The organism is Victivallis vadensis, assembly GCF_003096415.1.
GTDB classification, from domain to species: domain Bacteria; phylum Verrucomicrobiota; class Lentisphaeria; order Victivallales; family Victivallaceae; genus Victivallis; species Victivallis vadensis.
Window position 1 is genome coordinate 1 of the sequence record NZ_QEKH01000086.1, and the last position, 1,223, is coordinate 1,223.

Annotated in this window: 2 protein-coding genes; both read right to left on the minus strand. The window is 56.1% G+C overall.

All coding sequences use genetic code 11. The annotated features are described in order from the left end of the window. The coding region (locus C8D82_RS20490; RefSeq protein WP_133245333.1) for a hypothetical protein at positions 1-593 on the minus strand (593 nt) is incomplete at its 3' end. Between the two features lie 27 nt (positions 594-620). Continuing rightward, positions 621-1,223, minus strand: a 603-nt coding sequence (locus C8D82_RS21480) for a hypothetical protein (protein WP_165833243.1), incomplete at its 5' end; no start/stop codon positions are given.

Genomic DNA, 1,223 nt, shown 5'->3' on the forward strand with positions numbered 1-1,223 from the left:
CGCCCTGAGATGTCGTCGATTTCCACCGCCGTGAAGCGGCCGCGGATCTGTTCCGGCATCATTCCGATAAAGTGGCCGACGCCGGCGCCGAACTCTCCGAATTCGCCTCCGGCGATTCCCGCCTTTTCCGCGATTTTCCACAGAAATTCGATCAGGAACTTCGGCGTGTAGTGGGAGTTCAACGTCGAGGCGCGGGCCGAAACGTATTCCTGCACGGTCAGTGCCGCTTTGAGTTCCTCATACTCCCGTGCGAACTCCTGCCGGTCGGGATCGAACGCCTGCGGAATCCCGCCCCAGCCGGAGTATTGAATCAACTGCCGGCACTCGTCATCCGATGGGGAGCGGCCGGAGTGTTCCAGCTCCTTCAAAAGCCGGATCGCGGCAATGTTAGCCGTGATTTTGTGTTTGGCCCCAGCCGGATACAGCACGTCCTCCGGCCTGATCCGATAGTTGCAGCGGGGAATGTCCGCAATCGGTTTCAGCGCGGCGGGCGAAGTGAAGCGAGGCTCCCGGCCCAGGCTCTCCAGCGACGGCAGCGCCAGAGATTCTTCCGGCGCCTCAAGGTCGAACAGATCGAAATTCAGTGCTTCCATGGTAAATTCCTTTTGCATGATGCCTTTTCACCAGGCAGCTTCGCAGCCTTTGAACGCATTGCGGTATTGTGCCGGAAACAGGTAGGAAGTGGAATAAAGATTCTTGCGCAGTTTGGCGATGTCGAGTGTTTGGCTTTTCTGCGCATATCGTTTACAGGATTCGTAATGTTCCCGGATGCGGAACGCCATTTCCAGGTCAAGTACGGTCGGATGTTCTTTTACCAGCACCTTTTCATTGAAAAAGTTTTTAACCTTGTAGCCGATCTGTTCAAAGTTGCCGAAGATGTCGGCGCAGGGATCGTCCTCCTTGAAATAGAGAATATTATAGCAGTCGATATCCGGAACCGGGCCGGAAAGTTCGGCGGCGCGTTTCAGCGTATTCTCGCCATAGGTCATGAACTCGGAACAGGAGCCATCCCGTCCCCAGTCTCGGCCGCGCCATTTGAGCATGCCTCCGTATACATCGGCGGCCATCCGGCAGATCGTCTTCATCACCTCATATTTGCGGCCGGCTGCGATTGGCCAGTGATTGTAGCAGATCGGGTGCAGATTGCTTTCGGCGGTATCGGTGATCAACGCATAGATCATCTCCCGTTCGCCCCGGCATTGATAGGCTTTCATGCTGCGAAG